General features: G+C 40.5%; 20 protein-coding genes and 1 other annotated feature. Of the genes, 15 read left to right on the top strand and 5 right to left on the bottom strand.

Features of this window, described 5'->3' with window-relative positions; translation table 11 throughout:
• Positions 1-56: 56 nt before the first annotated feature.
• Positions 57-929 (bottom strand): AraC family transcriptional regulator, encoded by an 873-nt coding sequence (locus ACWQAU_RS00535; protein WP_003643797.1) that lies wholly within the window; start codon positions 927-929, stop codon positions 57-59.
• A 159-nt stretch (positions 930-1,088) separates the two neighbouring features.
• On the opposite strand from ACWQAU_RS00535, the gene ACWQAU_RS00530 reads away from it, so the two are divergent.
• From ACWQAU_RS00530 to ACWQAU_RS00510, 5 genes are all read left to right on the top strand, one after another.
• Positions 1,089-1,904, top strand: coding sequence for a Cof-type HAD-IIB family hydrolase (locus ACWQAU_RS00530; protein WP_003641966.1), 816 nt, complete (start codon positions 1,089-1,091; stop codon positions 1,902-1,904).
• A gap of 80 nt (positions 1,905-1,984) precedes the next feature.
• Positions 1,985-2,264 (top strand) — a binding site (T-box leader).
• A 165-nt stretch (positions 2,265-2,429) separates the two neighbouring features.
• Entirely contained in the window at positions 2,430-3,806 is a 1,377-nt protein-coding gene (gene brnQ, locus ACWQAU_RS00525) for a branched-chain amino acid transport system II carrier protein (protein ID WP_027821507.1), read from the top strand.
• 44 nt (positions 3,807-3,850) lie between these two features.
• Positions 3,851-5,035 carry a cation:proton antiporter gene (locus tag ACWQAU_RS00520; RefSeq protein ID WP_011100995.1) on the top strand — a complete coding sequence of 395 codons (1,185 nt, stop codon included), beginning with the start codon at positions 3,851-3,853 and terminating at the stop codon, positions 5,033-5,035.
• A gap of 374 nt (positions 5,036-5,409) precedes the next feature.
• Positions 5,410-5,583 carry a ComC/BlpC family leader-containing pheromone/bacteriocin gene (locus ACWQAU_RS00515; RefSeq protein ID WP_088899882.1) on the top strand — a complete coding sequence of 58 codons (174 nt, stop codon included), beginning with the start codon at positions 5,410-5,412 and terminating at the stop codon, positions 5,581-5,583.
• Positions 5,584-5,598: 15 nt separating this feature from the next.
• Positions 5,599-5,778, top strand: coding sequence for a class IIb bacteriocin, lactobin A/cerein 7B family (locus ACWQAU_RS00510; RefSeq protein ID WP_027821506.1), 180 nt, complete (start codon positions 5,599-5,601; stop codon positions 5,776-5,778).
• A 930-nt stretch (positions 5,779-6,708) separates the two neighbouring features.
• Here the strand turns inward: ACWQAU_RS00510 and ACWQAU_RS00505 are convergent.
• Positions 6,709-7,377 (bottom strand): hypothetical protein, encoded by a 669-nt coding sequence (locus tag ACWQAU_RS00505; protein ID WP_027821505.1) that lies wholly within the window; start codon positions 7,375-7,377, stop codon positions 6,709-6,711.
• Between the two features lie 592 nt (positions 7,378-7,969).
• On the opposite strand from ACWQAU_RS00505, the gene ACWQAU_RS00500 reads away from it, so the two are divergent.
• From ACWQAU_RS00500 to ACWQAU_RS00490, 3 genes are read left to right on the top strand one after another with little or no spacing between them, the layout of a single operon-like run.
• Positions 7,970-8,137 (top strand): hypothetical protein, encoded by a 168-nt coding sequence (locus ACWQAU_RS00500; protein ID WP_153302738.1) that lies wholly within the window; start codon positions 7,970-7,972, stop codon positions 8,135-8,137.
• A gap of 17 nt (positions 8,138-8,154) precedes the next feature.
• The gene (locus tag ACWQAU_RS00495; RefSeq protein ID WP_027821504.1) at positions 8,155-9,495 is read left to right on the top strand and encodes a sensor histidine kinase; all 1,341 of its coding nucleotides are present in this window, start codon (positions 8,155-8,157) and stop codon (positions 9,493-9,495) included.
• Positions 9,496-10,239: a response regulator transcription factor gene (locus tag ACWQAU_RS00490; RefSeq protein WP_015825122.1), complete on the top strand. Its 744-nt coding sequence runs from the start codon at positions 9,496-9,498 to the stop codon at positions 10,237-10,239.
• 293 nt (positions 10,240-10,532) lie between these two features.
• Here ACWQAU_RS00490 and ACWQAU_RS00485 read toward each other — a convergent pair whose 3' ends face one another.
• From ACWQAU_RS00485 to plnE, 3 genes are all read right to left on the bottom strand, one after another.
• Positions 10,533-11,306 carry a CPBP family intramembrane glutamic endopeptidase gene (locus ACWQAU_RS00485; RefSeq protein WP_027821503.1) on the bottom strand — a complete coding sequence of 258 codons (774 nt, stop codon included), beginning with the start codon at positions 11,304-11,306 and terminating at the stop codon, positions 10,533-10,535.
• Between the two features lie 98 nt (positions 11,307-11,404).
• Positions 11,405-11,563, bottom strand: coding sequence for a two-peptide bacteriocin plantaricin EF subunit PlnF (gene plnF, locus ACWQAU_RS00480; protein ID WP_003643811.1), 159 nt, complete (start codon positions 11,561-11,563; stop codon positions 11,405-11,407).
• A gap of 24 nt (positions 11,564-11,587) precedes the next feature.
• Entirely contained in the window at positions 11,588-11,758 is a 171-nt protein-coding gene (plnE, locus tag ACWQAU_RS00475; RefSeq protein ID WP_003641985.1) for a two-peptide bacteriocin plantaricin EF subunit PlnE, read from the bottom strand.
• A gap of 265 nt (positions 11,759-12,023) precedes the next feature.
• On the opposite strand from plnE, the gene ACWQAU_RS00470 reads away from it, so the two are divergent.
• From ACWQAU_RS00470 to ACWQAU_RS00440, 7 genes are all read left to right on the top strand, one after another.
• Positions 12,024-14,174, top strand: coding sequence for a peptide cleavage/export ABC transporter (locus ACWQAU_RS00470; protein ID WP_027821502.1), 2,151 nt, complete (start codon positions 12,024-12,026; stop codon positions 14,172-14,174).
• 16 nt (positions 14,175-14,190) lie between these two features.
• Positions 14,191-15,567 (top strand): HlyD family secretion protein, encoded by a 1,377-nt coding sequence (locus ACWQAU_RS00465; protein ID WP_027821501.1) that lies wholly within the window; start codon positions 14,191-14,193, stop codon positions 15,565-15,567.
• 89 nt (positions 15,568-15,656) lie between these two features.
• Complete coding sequence (locus ACWQAU_RS00460; RefSeq protein WP_027821500.1) at positions 15,657-16,346, top strand: CPBP family intramembrane glutamic endopeptidase; 690 nt, start codon at positions 15,657-15,659, stop codon at positions 16,344-16,346.
• A 67-nt stretch (positions 16,347-16,413) separates the two neighbouring features.
• Positions 16,414-17,082 carry a CPBP family intramembrane glutamic endopeptidase gene (locus ACWQAU_RS00455; RefSeq protein ID WP_027821499.1) on the top strand — a complete coding sequence of 223 codons (669 nt, stop codon included), beginning with the start codon at positions 16,414-16,416 and terminating at the stop codon, positions 17,080-17,082.
• An 86-nt stretch (positions 17,083-17,168) separates the two neighbouring features.
• Entirely contained in the window at positions 17,169-17,849 is a 681-nt protein-coding gene (locus tag ACWQAU_RS00450) for a CPBP family intramembrane glutamic endopeptidase (protein ID WP_027821498.1), read from the top strand.
• Between the two features lie 93 nt (positions 17,850-17,942).
• Positions 17,943-18,629, top strand: coding sequence for a CPBP family intramembrane glutamic endopeptidase (locus tag ACWQAU_RS00445; RefSeq protein ID WP_027821497.1), 687 nt, complete (start codon positions 17,943-17,945; stop codon positions 18,627-18,629).
• Positions 18,630-18,766: 137 nt separating this feature from the next.
• Positions 18,767-18,970, top strand: a complete 204-nt coding sequence (locus tag ACWQAU_RS00440) for a hypothetical protein (protein ID WP_027821496.1) — start codon at positions 18,767-18,769, stop codon at positions 18,968-18,970.
• Positions 18,971-19,006 lie beyond the last annotated feature (36 nt).

The following is a 19,006-nucleotide window of genomic DNA, read 5'->3' as shown; positions in this document are numbered from 1 at the left end:
GTCGTTTAATTGATAGCCGTAGCTTACCACGAAATTCAGACCACGAAGGGACATTTTTAGAGGCAACTAGTATCAATTCGGTGATAGCGGGCATAGGCTTGGCGGTAGTCGGTAGGCGTCATACCCTTCCAAGATTTAAAATTCCGATTGAACGTCTTACTATTTGGAAAGCCGCATTGCATGGCAATATATTCAATCTTATGGTCGGTCTCTAACAGGAGGCGACGGGCGTTCATCAATCGGATCAGTCGTAAGTATCGGTTAACGGATAGTTGGACGTTTGCATTGAATTGCTGATTCAAAGTGGTCAACGAAACGTGAAATTGCTCGGCAAGGGTATTACCATCGATGGGCTCAGCGTAATGTCGATTGATGGCAGTCATGACCGTATCCGTTAACGTCAAGTTAGGGCTGACCGTTGTTGCAGTCAGAGGAACGGTAAACGTTTGACCCAGAGTGACAAGTAACTGGTAAAAGTGGCTGAGAATTTGTAATCTCAGCAGATCGGTCGTGGGGGTTGTCAACAGGTCGTGAATCGTGACTAATTGTTGGCGGACATCGGCGTAGGCTTGTGGGTGAGTTTTCGATGAGGCCGCGCCGTTCAATGTCAATTGCCAGTTCGCACTTGCCGGAATTTGAGTTTGTAAGAAATCGTCGTCAATGATGATACCGAACTCTACCCAGTCAACTTCGGTGGGCCCACTAGCGCTGTGAACCACGCGTCGATTAGTAGTCCAAAGGTCACCAGGCCGATATTCATTCGTCTGTCCATCGGTGACGAATTTTAAGGTCGTACCGCTGACGAGATAATTTAACTCAATCCCTTGGTGCCAGTGTGGGGCAACGTTGATATCAGTCAATGGATCATGTTCGTAATATTTAAAGGGGAGGCGGGGAATTGTCTGGACCGTCTCGTGTAAGATTTTCATCACTAAACCTCGCTTCAAGATTTTGTAAAATCGCACCGCTTCCTTTCAAAAATCAACCTTGATGGCTGACGCGCTATGCTATATTAGAATTATAGTTCGCGATGAGCGGTGGCATGACTTAATTGTAACCGTATTCGCAGTTGAAAGGAACGAAAACCCATGACAATTAAATTAATTGCGATTGATATTGATGACACGCTTCTGGATTCAAAGGGGCAATTATTACCAAGTACGATTGCGGCAGTTAAGGAAGCCCACGACCAAGGGATTAAGGTGGTTTTGTGTACCGGCCGGCCACTTGCTGGGGCGCAACATTATTTAGATGCGTTAGGCCTTGCTGGTGATGACCAGTACGTGATTACGTATAACGGTGCTGTAATCGAGAGCATTGCTGGCCGGATCGTCGCCAAACATTTAGTGGATAATGCGCACTATCGGCAATTAACCGCGTTTGGAAAACAACATCACGTGCCCTTTAACGTGCTCGATGCGGACAGTACGATCTATACAGCTGACCGCGATGTTAACTGGGTCACAGTTGTACAGGCGTGGGAAAACAAAGCTGGGCTGTTGATTCGAGACCCTGACGATTTACCAGCTGATTTTCAAATTGCCAAGGGGGTCTTTGTAGGTGAAGGCCCGCAACTCGATGCCGTAGAAGCGCAAGTTAAGACGACTTTTGGTCGGGACCTGTACGTGGTACGTGCGGCAACTAACTTCTTGGAACTGATGCATACTGGTGTCAACAAGGGGCAGGCAGTTCAGGATTTAGCGGCAGCTCTGGAAATACAACCGGACGAAGTGATGGCACTGGGAGACGAACAGAATGATCTGCCAATGTTTGCTTTCGCCGGAACAGCTGTCGCGATGGGCAATGGCAGTGATATTGCTAAGGCACACGCTGATCACGTGACGGCTACTAATGATGCGAACGGGGTCGCAGCTGCGATTCGGCAGTGGGCATTATCGGATTAACTCGGATGATTATTTTTAGCGAAACAGTTGACAAGACTACGCAATGAGTTTATGATTGCAAATATTAAAAATAAATGAGACTAAACGTGATGATCAGGAGAGTAAAGTCAGGGTAATCTTAAGCGAGCCGCTGGATGGTGTGAAGCGGTGGTGAGCCTGGCTGGAAAGTAGCCTGAGAACTGCTAATGCGACGAGCTGGAGTGTTAGCTGGGTGCCCCCATTAACGGGCCAACGTATCGTCAGTTAACATTACTGTTTGGGGAAACCCGTCATCGGTGTTGGTAATTGGCCGTACGCGCAAAGGTGACGAGCTGCGGTTCGTGACGAATTAAGGTGGTACCACGCGTTAGCGTCCTTACAAAATCAATTGATGATTTTGTAAGGACGCTTTTTTAGTCCCATGGCAGTTGAGAGGATGGAGACAATGCGCTTAACAAGTAGTGATGGTGGTTTGTATCGAGTGCTCTTACTAGTGATTGTTCAAACTGGTTGATGAGAACGACGCTTAACGGAGGAGAGACGACTATGCAAATAACGCGAAAATTAACAATCAAACATTACATCATTATTGGATCAATGCTCTTTGGGATGTTTTTTGGGGCTGGCAACTTGATTTTCCCAATTCACTTAGGGCAGCTGGCGGGGGCCAATTGGTTGACAGCTGGTTGGGGATTCTTGCTGACAGGGACACTATTGCCACTGTTAGGAATTATCGCCATCAGTGTGACGCACAGTAGTGGGATTTATGAGCTAGCGCGGCCAATTGGCAAACGCTACGCGACGATTTTTATGGTACTGACTTGTGCGACTTTGGGCCCCTTGTTCGCGACGCCGCGGACAGCCACTACGCCGTTTCAAATTGGTATTGCTAGTCATGTGAGTTCGGCACAGGCACCGTGGTATTTATTAGCTTACTCATTGATTTTCTTCAGTATCACTTACTGGGCAGCTCGTAGGCCCACCCGGATCGTCGATACGATCGGTAAATTGTTAAACCCAGCTTTTCTGATTTTGCTCGCCTTAATTTTTGGGATTGCCTTCAGCCGGCCGCTAGGGACCACGAATGCGACACCGACCGCGGCCTACCAACACGGCGCGTTCTTGAACGGCTTTTTGCAAGGGTATAATACGATGGATGCGTTAGCCGCCTTGTTGTTCGGAATTGCAGTTGTCACCACGATTCGGGGCCTTGGTCAACGGGATGCCGGAGCGATTGCTAAGACGGCCGCCAAGTCTAGTTTGTTGAGTATTAGTTTAGAAGCAGTCATTTATCTTGGTCTGATCTGGATTGGTGCGACGTCGTTATCGCAATTTAAGTTGTCTGCGGATGGTGGCATTGCCTTTGGTCAGATTGCCAATGCTTTTATGGGCACGCCGGGTGCGATTGTTTTAGCAATTATGGCGACCTTGACGTGTCTGACAACGGCAGTGGGTTTGGCGACATCGTTTGCGGAAGCCTTGCACGCTAAATTTCCTAAAATCAGTTATCGCGCTTGGAACCGCTTGGCCTGTGGGGCCTCATTTCTAATCGCTAATATTGGGTTGGATCAAATTATTGCATGGTCGACGCCGATGCTGATGTTCCTGTATCCGTTGGCGATTACACTGATTATCTTAGCGATTGCCTCACCGCTATTTCATCGTGATCCGCTCGTTTATCGATGGACGACGGCGTTAACTTTGATTCCCGCGTTCATTGATGGTCTAGGTGCTGCACCAGCCCTGATTACTCGGTTAAGATGGGTTCAAACGATTCTTGCATGGGATCAACGGTACTTACCATTAGCTAAACTAGGATTTGATTGGGCACTTCCCGCCATTATCGGTCTACTGATCGGCTTGGGCTGGCACTATGCGCGCCGCTTCCAGAACGCCCATGCTTACAAGATGAGCCAGGACTAAAGGTGTATGATAGATGGTAAGACTTTTGATGGATGGGTGAGCACATGGATTTTTTGGGAATACTTTGTTTGTTGATTTTGGCGACAACCCTCGCTGGGCACTTTGCTCACCGTGCGGGGATTCCTGCCGTGATTGGTGAGATTCTGGTCGGGGTGATATTAGGGCCGGCACTACTTAACTGGGTCCATTTAACGACTTTAGTTCAAACGTTCTCAGATATTGGGGTCGTGGTACTGATGTTCATCGGTGGACTGGAAAGCAACTTAGCACTTTTACGTAAGTATTTACGCCCTGCCATTATCGTGGCTATTATTGGAGTGATCTTTCCAGTCGTTATTATGGGGCTTGCGAGTCGCTTCTTTCAGTTTAGCTGGTTTGAATCACTGTTTATCGGTGTCATCTTTTCAGCCACGTCGGTTTCGATTTCCGTGGAGGTACTAAAGGAATTTAAAGTGTTGGATACTAAGGAAGGAGCCACGATTCTAGGGGCAGCGGTCGCTGACGACATTATCGGGGTGATTCTGTTGAGTATCATGATTGCAATGATGGGTGGTCAGAGTGGCGTTGCCCAGACTAATCTCGGTATCGTGCTCTTGGAACAGGTTGGCTTCTTCATAGGGGTCTTCATCGTGATTAAGTGGGTTGCCCCGTATCTGATGCGCTTGAGTGATCATCTGTTGATGGCTGCCAGTCCAACTATTATGGCGATTATTATTTGTTTAGCGTTGGCATGGTTGGCAGAACTAGTGGGCTTGAGTGGTGCTATAGGTGCTTTCTTCGCCGGAGTCGCAATTGCACAAACTGATTACCAACACGTGGTGGACGTTAGTATTGAACCAGTGGGCTACACGACGTTTATTCCATTATTCTTCGTCAGTGTGGGTTTAAATATGACGTTCAAAGGGGTCTGGCAATCGCTACCGTTCATCGTGGTCATGACGGTGCTCGGTGTGTTAACTAAGTTGTGGGGTTGTGGACTGGGCGCGAAGTTAAATGGGTTCAGTCGCCATAGTAATTACTTAGTCGGTGCCGGTATGATCTCGCGTGGTGAAATGGCATTGATAACGGCACAAATTGGGTTTTCAGCGCACTTACTATCAAACGATTACTATTCGGATATTATTTTGGTCATCATTGTGGTGACGATGATTGCCCCGTTCGTCTTAAAGAATGCCATTCATCGTGCCGGTCAGGTGACCGCAACACATAGCATCATAGAAGAACATTAACCACATAGATTGGGCGGAAGTTAAGAACCGCTTGGACGCCGTAGTTTGAGACTACGGCGTTTTTTGAGTCTGGAAGATTTGAACGAGGAGTGAGGGTGTTGCATTAGCATGTTGACTTATTGTCGTGGTGGTTGTCGACTAAACGGCTATTTTCGTGGTATCGGTGAATTATTGTATGATAATAGCTAAAAATATGACGTTTGTAAAAATATCGTTCGATAGGTCGGGTGGGTGTTATATTAAGAGCATAGAAAGCAATTAATATTGAATTGATAAGCAACAAAAGTAAACTGATTTTATCGTTAAATATTTTTAAAGAATCCGGATTTTTAAATCAAATTGATGAAATATAAATATAGGAAAAGGTGATTAAAATGAAAAATATTAATAATTTTCAGGCATTGCAAAAAAATGAGCTTTCTAAAGTTAACGGTGGCAGTAATAATAAGTTTTGGACTTGGGCTGGTTACACATATGAGAATTGGCGTATTTCATCAAGGCGAGCGTTTAATCTACGTCAGCGTAAAAACACTATGACTCATCATTAGAAAGAAGTGGTAAAAATGAGAAAAAGCATCAGTAATTTTAAAGCATTAAATGAAAAAGAACTTGGCGCTGTTAACGGTGGGATTTGGCAATGGATTGTGGGCGGTTTAGGCTTTCTTGCTGGTGATGCATGGTCCCATTCAGATCAAATCTCAAGTGGAATTAAAAAACGCAAGAAAAAAGGTTATGGCTACTAGCCTTTTTATGGTTAAATACAGTTGTTAAGGTGGGTGATTAACCTGAAGAAAAATACATTATTCAAAGGCTGTGCGCTTTTAATTTCTCTTTTGTTTGTTCTTTTAATGTTTCAGGTAGATAAAGACATGATATGGCTAGCATATGCCTTTGCATTGCTAGCTATACCTAGGCCCAGACCCAAATATCCTAAAAGCTATGACAAATGGTACTATATAGCATTTTTATTTTTCTGTCTTGCATATTTATTAGAAGAAAACATTTTGGGAAATTTGGGAATTATAGTAGCTGTAATTTCTTTTAGTCCAACTACTCATCCATTCGCTAAAAATAACATCGATAAAAAATAACATGAACCTAAGTGCAGCATTAATGAGAGTTTATCTTCAATTCTTTAGTACTGCACTTCATTTGACAATTCTGGGGCATTATTCCTCGTTGGTGTAGGTTTAAATATAATGTTCAATGAGGGCTGGCAATCGTTGCCATGAGGTGTGTTAACTAAGTTGTGGGGTTGTAGACTGGATTTGAAGCTAAACGAGTTCAATCGTCATAGTAATTATTTGGTCGGTGCCGGTATGATCTCGTGTGAGGACGATGATTGCGCTGAGAGCGCTATTTGTCGCGCTAATCGGTATTACGAGAGTGCGCTACTTCATTATTATTACTATGAAAAACGGCTCCACCGTGGTAACTGCCACAGTGGAGCCGTTTAAGCAAAAACTGAAAAATCATATTATCTCATTTGTCAGTTTGACAGAAAGGCATACAAATTCACTCGTATTTATAATGTGCTATCGCCCAGCAGCCCCATCACTAATCACATAGATTGCGAAAACTACAATAAGCACTACCAGCAAGCTTCTCACTGGGTATTTCTTAATGATGTTTATTGTTTTATTGAGCATTAACGTGTGCCTTACCTTTTATATTTAAATTAATGTACCAATAATTAAAACGGCGTCTGAGATCCAATGGACATAGATGCCGCTCCGTAAAGTATTGGCAGATCGCCATGAAGCAGTTATTGGATAACGCGTAATACCGACGATTAAGGGATAAATCCAGTCGAAATGATAATGTGGAAGGTGCAAACACGCAAATACGATGCACCCTAATACGTTGATAATCGGCCACGCAAATTTTTTGAGCTTGGTTTGTGATAATAAGCGAATCAACGGAAGTGAAATAGAGGCCATTCCGACTTCCTCACCAACTAGTGATACTAGTAGCGTGAAGGCTATCCATACTCTTTCAATTAAAGGATAATCTTGCCCAGTTGAACTAGTTGTCAATGTTGTATTGTGAAATGACAATAGAGCATGCGAATTAATAATAGCTATAACCACAATCGCAGTGACTTCCAGAACAAACAGTAAAAGCACATACTTCATCACTATACGCCACTTTGGTGAGGGCAATGGTTGAAAGAATAGTTTTAAGTTAGAAAAACCATATAGCATTACTAAACTAATTATTCCAGCTGTAAGCATTGCTAACCAATCAAAATAAATATTAAGGAAAATCGCACCCATATAACCAGCCACAAAGAGCACTAATACTAGCGGGTAATATCTTCTTTTGAAATCAATTTCTATCATCTATTATAATCCCCCGAGACATCAATTATAGTGCGTGCGACCGACCGATTCAAACACGTATTCAACGACATTCTTACGACTCTGGCGGCCACCAGAAATATTCTTTTTAGGATCAGCAGTTAATTTCTCAAATTTACTTAAATATAGTTAATTTAATTTACATGATATGCGTTCCTAAATTTAAGTACATTTATTAAGATACGCTACAATTCTAAAAAAAGCATTTTTAAATTTATTAGCGTACTATTCACCTGACTTAACGTAGCTTTTAAAGTGAGTATCCGACGATTGGAGCCATTAGGAAAATCATTTTATCAATGATTAAAAACGGGTAAATAACATTAAGCATTCATAATGGTTTTTGGATTGTGTCCTTCATGGTTGTAGTACTTGCTTATCCGTATATATACAATCGCAGTATGTATGTGTTTTACTTACTTTTAATAATAGTGTTTAATTGATGGATATGATTTAGATGTATTACAATATAAATGAACATTAACGTTAAAACTATATAATTTAACGTTAATACTTGATTTTGCAAAAATATTGATAATCATGTTAAGTTTACAGATAAGGAGGGGTTATTATTATGAATAAAAATAGTATGTCTTTTGATAAAGTAGTAGGTAAAAGTTTAGATGTTGAGCAACTACAAAAGGTAAGTGGTGGGAAGTTCCAGAGCGTTTCATTAATGTATGGAAATAATGTTTCTCGCAAAACACTGACAAAATTTTTTAAATCTTTAATAAAAAGATAAATTAGGTGGTGTTCCACATGCTGGATTTTGGCGTTGTTGATACCTTTTACCAGGGATTTACCTCTGTTCTAGTAGTTTTGTTATGGTACTATTTTTTATCTGGTTTATTTAATTGGAAAAGTGTTTTGAAAATACTGGTTTTAACATTTTTTTGGGGAGTATTGAGTGTTTTTGTTGCAGATTTTATTCTGCTAATCATGGTATTGATTAATTTTGCTAGTCAATTTATTCAAAAAAAAAGTTTGAATTATGATAAGAGTGGAATTTTGCTACTAGTTGTGATTATCCAAGTTTTGATCGGTAATATTGCAATGTTTCTAGGAAGAATGAGTGTTAGAGGATTGTATAATGTCTCTAACCTGATGGGTGTACAGTATTACACACATGAGGTGTTAATAATATATGTAATATTTGTTATTATTATTAATTATGCTATTTTATTTTTCTATAGACGGTACTGTCATAAAATAGTGAGTGTTAATCGGAAGATAAAGGAATTAAATTTAAGTAAATCGTTATTTGAGTTGATTCTAATATTTTATGTTGCTATTGAAAGTATTATGTTAATAAGCTTAAACGAAAATATTACGGCAACCATTCAATTAACTTTAATAACTTCATTTATTGTAATGTTACTTATGATGCTGTGGCAGATGTTTTTTTTTATTCGGTCGTACATGAAAAAGCAAGAGGCTAGCTATCAGGCGAAACAAAATACACAATTAAATGAATATTTGAAGAGTGTTGAACAACAATATCTTGAGTTAAGAAGGTTCAAGCATGATTACAAGAATGTTATGTTGGCATTGCAAGATTCCATATCTAGCGGGAGTTCTTCAGAACAACTACCATACTTTAAAGAATTAATTGCGCAGAGCGCTATCGACACGTCGTTAGATAGTGGAAAAATAGCCAAAATTCAGCACGTTGGTAATGAAACATTACGGGGATTAATTGTACAGAAATTTTTCGATGCCCAAACTAAAGGGATTGAGCTGAGTCTCGAACTTGATCAGAGCGAATTCATAATTCAGCATAATTTGGTAGATGTTGTTCGAATTGTTGGTAATTTATTGGATAATGCGATTGATGCGGCCAAGTCTACTCCAGATAAGCAGGTAACTTGTGCATTTAACTCGCTACATGAAACGAAAGAAATTTCAGTGAGAAATTCAACTAATAAGAAACTTGATGTGAATAAGATGTTCGAATTAGGCGCGTCCACCAAGGGGAGTCAGCGTGGCTTTGGCCTATCAAATGTGCAACAATTGGTAGACAAACAAAAGAATTTTTTCCTGGATGTTGACAGCAAAAATGACCGAGTTATTATAACTTTGACAATTTTGGAGGAAGAATGATTGTTTCCAATTTATTTATACGAGGATAATGCTGAGCAAAGAGATAATTATCGTAAGACCATCAATAATACAATTATGATTAATGAGTTTGCAATGGCGCTTAGAGCGGCAACGGATGACCAAAAAATAATTCTAGCAGACTTGAATCAACAGCAAGATGGTCTTTTCTTTTTAGATATGGAAATCGGTGAGGACAAACAGGCTGGACTGGAATTAGCTAGTCGAATTCGAGCAGCGATACCTTTGGCCAAGATAGTTTTCATTACAACACACGATGAGCTATCATTTGTTACTCTGGAACGGCGGATTGCACCGTTGGATTATATTTTAAAAGATCAGTCTGCTGACCTAATTACGCAAAGGATTATTAAGGACATCAATGTAGTACAGAACGAATTAAAAAAGACTAATAGCCAGCGCAAAGATGTTTTTAACTATAAGTTAGGAACGCGATACTTTTCACTCGCATTAGATGATGTGATTTTGTTGAGTACATCTAAACTGCGACCGGGCAGCGTACAGCTCCATGCTATTAATAAGGTTGCTGAGTTCCCAGGAAATTTAAATGCGCTCGAAGAAAAGTATCCGCAATTTTTCCGATGCGATAAGAGCTCGTTGGTAAATTTAAATCATTTGCGAAGTTTTGACTATAAAGAAAAAGAGTTGTTGCTCGACGGTGAAATTAGGTGTAAGGCTTCGTTTAGAAAGTCGCGGGAATTGAATAAGTTGTTGAGAGATAACTAGTTTTTTAATATTATTTAGAGCTTCTGTCAGTGTTATTTGACAGGGCTCTTTTGTTATGAATATGAAAACTGATTATATAATATAGGTGCTGAAGATAGTTGGAGTTGTGATCTTATGAGTATTAAAATGACTAAAAAGTAAGCACAGTACTCGATCGTAAAGTATATTAGCATAGCGTTAAGACGTGAAATTTAGTTAGCGATATGACTAGCTCTTAGCGTAATCCAAAACTTCAGAGATAATTGAAATTGTAGTGCTGCAAACAATAATTTATAGGAATTCAGAATGGATGATTACTCGTCTATTTTATCTTCAATATTTAGGATACTCAATAACTTCCAATGCTTAGAGGATAGGATAAACGTAGCAATGCCAATGAATAAAATATTTAGAAAGAGCCCCTTTAGAAGAGCTTCCATTGGCCCGTTAATGGGTGATTGAGTTGGATCAATACCTTGAGAATAAAAACTGGAAAAATCTATCAACCAATGGACACTAATGGCAGCTAGTAAGCTTCCGGTTTTTAAATAGATTGCTGCAAGTAAAATACCTAACCCAATAACATAGAGAACTTGACACAATACTGACCATACGGGCTGTGATAAAAGGTTGACCAAATGCATAGCCGCAAAAATAAGCGAAGCAGTCATCATCGAAGCGATGGTGGCCTGCAATGTGGCAAATTTTTTAAGGTTTAGTGCTAAAAGCGTTCTGAATATCATGCCACGAAAAGCGTATTCTTCAGTTATCGCTACAATCAACGAAAGTAATAATGAGATTAAAAATTGATACATGTGGTTTCGAAAGAAAATAAGTAGAAATATTATTGCTAGGCTCAAAGGCAGACTATTCTTCCTTAATATTGACATGATATTAACGGGTAGCCAGTGGATAGGTTGTTTAACATATCGCCTATTCAGAATGATTACCGCGATTAATATAATAGATTCAGTTAATATGAATTGAAAGGGTCCGTCTTTTATTCCCATAATATCAGTCAAAGGATTCATTAAAAAGAGCACTATTAGGTAGTAAATGGCTGTGATTATTACTTTTATTAATGGCATAGTTAAAATTCCCCCCATATAAACTAAAAAGGCTGAGCACTGCAGGCCCAGTCATAAATCGAGTGCTTTCTTATAGTGCTTAAACTTGATGGCTTGAACTATCCGTGGATGAATCCTCGGACAGCGCTAATGACCCAATCGGCAGGCCCAACAGCACTTTTATAATTGTTCCGAACGCCACGCGCGCTATAGGCATGGAAAACGCCACCTGAAATAGCATTTAATTCACGGTCACGCAAAACTAGAAATTTTTTCATAATTGTTGATCTCCCCCAAGAAAATTAACGAATACTTTTCAAAATACCACGAATGCCTGCAACTGAACCAATTGCATCAACAACATGTCGAACACTTTTACCAAAGTTATAACCGCCCCGATTAAAACCACCAGATATTTTGGCAAGCTTTTTTTGCGGCAACCTGGAATATTGTAATTTCTCAAACTGTAGCATAAATAATCCCCCTTGTATGATGTTATTTGAAACAAATTTAGTTTAATTTATTTTTTTACCAGATTGTTGAAAAAATTATAAAAGTAAAAAAACGTTCTCTTAACGTCAAATACCAATGCTAGCTAGTTGATGTTTAACCGTTAAGCCTGATGAGGACATTCATCGTAAGATTATGTACGTTAATAGATAGTTGGCATACGATAACATTTGTTAGCCCATAATAAACTAATACTGATACTTAATAATTGGTGAGGGGAGTACAAGTATGCATTGGAGAAACTATGTTGCGCAAGTTGACGAGATGGACTGTGGGGTCGCAGCTTTAGCAATGATTTTGAAAAATTATGGTTCGACAACATCATTGGCCTATCTAAGAAATATTGCTAAAACGAGTTTAGAAGGGACTACGGCATTAGGATTAGTAAAAACGGCCGAAAAGTTAGGTTTTGAAACCAAAGCAATTCAAGCAGATATGAGTCTTTTCGATGTCCAAGATTTACCATTGCCATTCATTGTGCATGTTACCAAAAATGGGGATCTACAGCATTTTTATGTTGTTGTAAAAACCTCGAAAACGCATGTCGTGATTGCTGATCCGGACCCAACAGTTGCGGTTATCAGTATGTCAAAGGAACGGTTTGAAAGCGAATGGTCCGGAGTTGCCCTTTTCTTTGCACCGAAGTCGGAATATAAGCCAGTTAAGCAAGATAAGGGCTCACTATGGGGATTTATTCCAAGCTTATTAAAGCAGCGCCGACTGGTTATTAATATTGTGCTTGCTGCAGTTTTAATCACGATTATTAGTATCTGTGGGTCTTATTTCTTACAAGCGGTGATTGATACTTATATTCCTAATAATATGCACAGTACATTGGCAGTGGTGGCAATTGGTCTAATCGTTTTTTATACCTTTCAGGCTATCTTTACTTATGCCCAGAATTTTTTATTGGCGGTTTTAGGTCAACGACTTTCGATTGAAATTATTTTAGGCTATATTCGGCACGTCTTTGAATTGCCAATGAGTTTTTTTGCCACTCGGCGGACGGGGGAAATTGTTTCAAGGTTTACGGATGCCAGTAAGATTATTGATGCGTTAGCTAGCACAATTGTTTCGCTGTTTTTAGATGTCAGCATCGTTATTATTATGGGGGCAATCTTGGTAATCCAGAATATGACACTTTTTTGGATTACGTTACTCTCGTTGCCAATCTACGCGGTTGTCATCTTAGCCTTTAATAAATCCTTTGAACGATTGAATCAAAAGGAAATGGAAAGCAATGCTATTTTGAGTTCAGCCATTATTGAGGATCTTCATGGGATTGAAACTGTTAAGGCGCTGAATGGTGAGACGGAACGTTATCAGAAAATTGATTCAGAATTTGTTGATTATCTACGTAAGAGTTTAGCCTATCTTAAAGCGGATACTTTGCAACAGGCATTAAAACTGTTTATACAGTTAGTCTTAGAAGTTGTTGTTCTATGGGTGGGCGCCAATCTCGTCATTCATAATCAGTTATCAGTTGGGGAGCTCATGACATATAATGCTTTATTAGCCTATTTTGTTAATCCACTACAGAATATTATTAATTTGCAGACTAAGCTTCAAAGCGCTAAGGTCGCTAACAACCGGTTAAATGAAGTGTATTTGGTCGCTAGTGAATTTGAGGCGTCACGGCCAATTCATAATGAAAGTCAATTAAATGGTGATATTAAGTTACAAGGGGTCAGCTATCGTTATGGTTACGGTGAAAATGTCTTAGATGATGTTAATTTGACGATTCGACAACATGATAAGGTTGCAATTGTGGGGATGAGTGGCTCTGGCAAGTCCACGTTAGTTAAATTGCTTATTGATTTTTATCAGCCGAATAGTGGTGATGTCATGCTGAACGGCTTCAACGTTAAGAACATCGATAAGCATACATTGCGGACCCATATTAACTACATCCCGCAGGAACCATACATCTTTTCAGCGACCATTGAAGAAAATTTAAGATTAGGTAATCGCAGCGGTATTACTGAGAAAGATATTGCGAAGGCTTGCCAATTGGCGTTAATTGATACAGATATTAATAAAATGGCCATGCAATACCAAACTAAGCTAGATGAGAATGGTAATACACTATCAGGTGGTCAGCGACAACGATTAACGATTGCGAGAGCGTTATTATCTCCCGCTCAAGTCTTGATATTTGATGAGTCGACGAGTGGACTGGATGCAATTACTGAGAAACAATTAATCGATAATTTAGTGGCAATGACTGACAAGACGATTATTTTTATTGCCCACCGGCTGTCGATTGCAAAGCGGACGAATCATATCATCGTTCTGCATGATGGTCGGGTCGCTGAAGAGGGGACCCATGCGGCATTGTTGAATGAACATGGTTACTATTACGACTTGATCAATAGCTGAGGGGGGAAACTGAATAATGAGAAAAGACCTGCTAGAAAGTGGCGAGTTTTACGGGATTCGGTTTCAAAATTTTTCAACATTACTAATTATTCCAGTGACGCTATTGTTAATTGGTACGATTCTGTTTTCACTCGTAGCTAAGCGCGAGATTGTTATTAATGGTACTGGAACTGTTCAACCGACCGGAACGGTTCCGGTGATTCAAGCGACTGTCAATAGTGCCATCAAAAAGAATTATTTAGTTGAAGGTGTGCGAGTGAAGAAGGGTCAAAAGCTATTAGTTTATACTAACGTTTTTAATCGCAATAAATTACGCGAAGATAATGTCAGCAAACGGCAATTGCAACGCCAAGTAATAGCCTTGGATCATTTTAAAGATGGCATCAATACTGACAGTGATGTTTTTCCAACGACCGATGAATTTGGGTACCGAGAACTATTGCAAAGTTATTTAAAACAGCGTCAAATCTATTTAACGGAGAATCAAATGTTGGCAGCAAAATCGAGCGCTGCTAGTACTAAGAAAGCCACGCTAACGAAGACCGCGCAACAAGTGGTATCAAATACTAAGACCAATCTGGATGCTTATCAAGCCTTATACAATGCGGTGGCTAATGGTAGCAAGTATGCCAATAGTGCCAAGTATGGGTCTGTTTTTAATGAGTATGTCGCTAAGTCAAAGGAGGCCAACAACGCAAACGATAAAAAAGAAGTTAAATCTGCAACGTTAGCAGACATTCAACAGCAGATAGATACGCTTCAGGATTCGTTGTCCTCAGCTAAAGTGCAGTTAGAAGAATTACAAGGCTTTGATGATACGAAGTACAGTGTTGAGACTAACAATACCAAATTAGCCATGTTAAAGAATGATCAGTTAAGCGAAGTCGCTGAGAAACGAATGAAAGCTGAGCAAGATTTACGGACCGTGAAAGCAGATATTGATAGCTTAACGACACAATCAAAATCTTACACGATCAAGGCAACCAAAACCGGCGTCCTACACGTTGCAGACAATTACCGTGGTGCAAAGTACGTTAGTTCAGGAGCTGAAATCGCTAAAATTTTACCGATAATCAAGCAACAACGGCGAGTGAACGTTAAGCTATATATTTCGACGGCGGATATTTCTTCCGTTAAAGTCAAGCAAGCCATTAGATTCAAAGTCACGCGGAACGTACCGAAGCCAATTATTTTGGACGGTGTGGTCACAAAGATTGGGGTCTCACCAGTCGAGGAGAGTAAAGCGACTTTTTATGAAGTGACAGCGGCCGTTCCGATTACAGCCGATCAGGCACAGTTACTGCGCTACGGGATGATTGGGCAAACGGCGATTATTACGGGCAAGGTGACTTGGTTTGATTATTATAAAGATAAGGTGCTGGATAATAATTGATGGTGGTCCATCAGTACTAACTGACTAAATATCACTGTGGTAAAGTAAAGTTATCTAGAAGCACATATATCATACGAAAGAGGTAAGTAATGGCACACTCAAATAAACAATTCATCATTAACCTAGTCATTGCCAGTCTAATCAGCTTAGCATTGGTGAGCTTTAGTATGGCACCGGCGTATCTTTTCCTAATTAAGAATAATTGGTTCATGATCACGATTGGTTTTGTAATCTATGCCTTGGAAGCTTGGGGGCTATATTGGCTTTATCGGCATACAGCACGAGTTAGGCATTACCAAGTCGCGACGTTGAAGTCCCGGGTGAACATTGCACAATTAGGAACTGTGATTATTGCGATGCTGACAATGGTCGTGCTCATTATTGTTGATCTTAAATTGAGCGCGATGCTAAATATTCCCGAGACCAGCAATTCCAGGTCGTTGGCATGGATGCTCGGTGAAGCACCGCTTCCCATGATTGTTTCGGTCGTGATATTTTCCCCCATCTGTGAGGAATTGATTTTTCGCGGTATCTTTTTCAGCTACGCGTTAACGAATCAGTATAATCACCGTAATTATCAGATGATCGCGGTTGTTATTAATAGCTTAATATTTGCAAGTGTCCATGTTGATGCAAATTGGGAGCCGTGGATTTATTATACGTTAATGGGGGGCATCTTGGGGACAACTTATTTGTTGGCTAAGCGCGATATTAGAATGAATATTCTGGTGCACATGGGGACTAATTTGGCAGTTTTCGCGTTGGCGGCTATGAGTTAATGTTGTGGATAAAAAATTAAAACATAAGAATTAGTTTATCCACAGGGGATAACTTGGGAGGCTTGGTATGGTTGCTCGATTGCTCAGGGTATTTGGTTATGTGTTAGCGGGTTTAGGGCTATTTATATTCATTCAATTACCGGTGTTAGCGGATGGCTATTGGAATTGGTGGGGTGAACGCTCGCAACAAATCAACGGCGGTTATCATTGGGTAGCATTAGTCGTTTTAACCGTTGGTGTTGCGGTCGTACTAGTACGTTGCTATCACCATTATTTTGAGATGCCAGTCCTGGTAGGGCCTTTTTCTTGGTCAATGATGGGGCTGACTGCTTTAGTGGCAGTGGTGGTCGTGGTGATTCAAATGGGGATAAGTGGTCTGCTAGTCAGTCCAACCGAAACACAAAATGATGAAATCATGGCACTGATCCACAGTCCATTGGGGTTATTAACATTAGTGTGCACAAACATCGTTAGCCCCGTACTCGAAGAATTACTTTTCCGTGGAATTGTTCAAAATACGCTGCGACGATACTTGCCAGTATTGGGCGCGATTATGCTGACAAACGCAGTATTCGCGCTCGGCCATGGTTATCAGTTAGCCAGTACGGTGGGCATCTTCATTACAGGGTGCGGTTTTTCATGGTTAGTACTCAAAACAAAACAACTGAGTACCGCAATGGGATGTCATATACTGGTGAACTGGCTGGTCACAATTATTAACATGATGTGGGGATAAGTTTCAGTTAGTGATATCCGGTCAAACCGCAAGTTGTGGATTAGGTACCATTGGGGATAATTATCAAGAAATGGATGTGAAGGAGCATGGTACATCAAAACGTCAAATTTATTGGTAGATTACTACTTGCCAGTTTATTGGCAGCAATCGTGATGGGTCTTAGTACGGCGCCCATCGATATTTTAACACTCAATTATAACTGGATAACGGTGGCGATCTTCTTGGTCGTCTACCTGTTTGCAATTTATTTATTCTATCGAATTTATCTGGAATCAGTTACTAATAATCATTTTAAGATTACGAAAATAACTGCTAAGCCGAGCGCGCGTCAGTTAGTGGTTACGGTACTGGCAATGGTGGTCATGCTGATCTTGGCAGCGGTGCAAGTTAAATTTGTTAGTGACGCTGTCTATCCAATCGCGGAGAATGTTGCTGACTTACAAGCATTGTCTCAGCGCTCACCGATATTGATGGCATTGGCCCTGGGTGTTTTTGCACCGATTTTCGAGGAATTAATTATTCGCGGCAATTTCTTCAGTTATGCGCTGGCGGGACGTTTCGATCAGCCACGATACCAACTAGTTACCGTTATTGTTAACGGCGTGTTGTTTGGTCTACTGCGTGGCGGTTTTAGTTGGGTGCAATTGTCATACTATACGGTTATGGGTCTCGTACTCGCGGCAACCTACATATTATCTGGCCGGGATATTCGAGTCAACAGTGTCGTGCACGTCACAGCTAATCTGGGCCTCATGCTAATGGCATGAGGCCAGATGGATTTGGCAAGTAACTTGAGTGGGTTGATCTAAAAGCCCGTTAGTGAACATTCTAGTTACGGTTGTTTGGATGGAGTGGATGAAATGTTACAGAAGAATTTACGGTTTATTGGTAATTTACTAATTGTGAGTGTGTTGAGTGTCATTATTGTCAATATCAGTTCCTTACCCGTGTATATTTACTTGATTACGGCCAATTGGTTTACACTGTTAGTTAGCTTCAGTTTATATGCCGTGATTATCGTTTTCTTGTACAACATCTATAAGACGACCGCGGAATTGCGGCAATTTGATTTTCGACCGTGGCGAACGCGGCTAAATAAACGGGCCTTGCTACTCATGGTGATCGGCGCAGTCATTATCGTGGCGTTTGCTTTTGGCCATGCTAAGCTGACGGCGGTATGGCACATCACTGAATCGGGTAATGAACGTGCATTAGATTTACTGTTGCGGAAAAATCCGTTAGCGATGACACTCGATGCCGTCATTTTTGGACCAATCGCTGAGGAGCTGAGTTTCAGGGGCTTTTTCTTTAGTTACGTCTTGTCAGACCAATATCTTGGCCGGGAGTACCAAGCGGCTACCATTGTTATCAATGGGCTTCTTTTCGGTTATCTGCATAGCGGAAATAGCTTGGTGCCATTAGCATATTACACGCTGTTCGGCATGGTGCTGGGGACCATCTACCTATTATCTAAGCATGATATTCGTGTGAATAGCGTGACACATATGTTAGCAAATCTGGGGATACTCTGGTTGGTTCCTAGCTAAAATAGTTACTTTGGCTTATGCTAAAGTGAACAAGGTAACAGGTAGTAAGAATATTGTGAATACGGTGATAAAAATACAAAGTTGGTTCTGAAAACTGTAATTGATGGATATGTGATATTAGAAGGAGTTTGGTAAGTATGGATGAAATTATATCTTTTGAATTCTCTAATGGTTCGAAAATTTTAGATAGTAATATCTATGAATATAAAGTAGGCAAAGAAAGCGTTACCAAAATAGACTTGCCGGATAGCAATGGATTTGTGGCTGTTCATAAAGATAATAATAAAACAGAGTATATTAAGGCTCCATATATGAAATTTTGCACAGATAGCCATGTTTAAAAATGGCCCAGCATTAGTTTCGTGATAACGAAAAAC

The sequence above is a fragment of the Lactiplantibacillus sp. 3062 genome, from assembly GCF_055413545.1.
The sequence above is the reverse complement of the archived record's forward strand: the minus strand, read 5'-3'. Positions and strand labels throughout refer to the sequence as shown.